Source organism: Streptomyces sp. UNOB3_S3 (assembly GCF_020740895.1).
GTDB lineage: Bacteria > Actinomycetota > Actinomycetes > Streptomycetales > Streptomycetaceae > Streptomyces.
In genome coordinates this window covers 1-1,164 of sequence record NZ_JAILXP010000707.1, presented here as the reverse complement: position 1 = coordinate 1,164, position 1,164 = coordinate 1, and the positions used below count along the sequence as shown (strand labels likewise).

The following is a 1,164-nucleotide window of genomic DNA, read 5'->3' as shown; positions in this document are numbered from 1 at the left end:
GTCCCGGACGTGCCCTTGTCGCCCGCCGCCTGCCCCGGCGTCCCCTTCGACGCGTCCGGCGTGTCCGATGTGTCCGGCGCGTCGCCCGCATAGCCCGAGCCCGAGCCCGCGTCGTCGGAGCCGCCGCACGCGGCGAGGACGGCGGCGAGACCGGCGGCCCCGGTCGCCGCCACGACGGCACGACGGGTGGCGCGGGCCCGAGCGGCCGGACCGGCCGGTGCGGCCGGTCCGGCCGGTGTTGACGGGTCGGGTGAGCCGGATGAGCCGGATGGCGCGGGTGACGAGTGCGTCATGATCGTTCCTTTGCTGTCGCTTCGCATCAGCTGGTACGAGGACTCATACGGCCGCGCCGCGCCCGGCGTTCAGGGCTCAGGGCATCTTCAGCCCGCCGTCCACGGCCAGGACCGTGCCGGTGGTGTGGGTGTTGCGCGGACTCGCCAGGTACAGCACGGCCTCGGCCACCGCCTTGGGCCCGGCGATCGAGCCGACCACCTGCCGGCCCAGCAGTTCGGACTCCGCCCCGTCGATCAGCCGCTCGGTCAGGTCCGTCCTGGTGATCCCGGGGGCCACCGCGTTCACCAGGATGCCGCGCGAGCCCAGCTCGACGGCCATGGCCTTGGTGAACGCCTCCAGGCCGCCCTTCGAGGCCGCGTAGTTGGACTGCCCCTTGCCGGGCTTGGCCGCCGCCGCGGAGGAGATGTTGACGATCCGGCCCGAGCGCTGCCGCACCATGGTGAGCGCGGTGGCCTGGGTGAGGAGCATGGGGGCGACGAGATTGGTGGCGATGACGTCGTTGATGTCGTCGGCGTCCATCGACAGCAGCAGTTTGTCGCGGCCGATGCCCGCGTTGTTCACCAGGACGTCGATCCGGCCGAACGCCTCGATCACCGCCCCGGCCAGCCGCTTGGGCACCTCGGGGCGGGCGAGGTCGCCGGGGAACAACTCGACCCGGCGGCCCATCGCGGCGATGCGCTCGGCCACGTCCTGGGCCTGCGCCGCCGAACTGCGGTAGTTGAGGGCGATGTCACAGCCGGCCTCGGCCAGCCGGAGGGCGATGGCGCGGCCGATGCCACGGGAGGCGCCGGTGACGAGTGCTACCTGACCTGCGAATTCCATGGATCTTCCTGAATACGGTGAGCGGGGTGGGGTGGGACGGGGTGGGAC

The 1,164-nt window shown here is 72.8% G+C and carries 1 protein-coding gene; it reads right to left on the bottom strand.

The window, feature by feature from the left end; all coding sequences use genetic code 11:
* Positions 1 to 369: 369 nt before the first annotated feature.
* A complete protein-coding gene (locus K6I33_RS35170; protein ID WP_229358853.1) occupies positions 370 to 1,116 on the bottom strand; it encodes a 3-oxoacyl-ACP reductase family protein in 747 nt (248 codons plus the stop codon).
* Positions 1,117 to 1,164 lie beyond the last annotated feature (48 nt).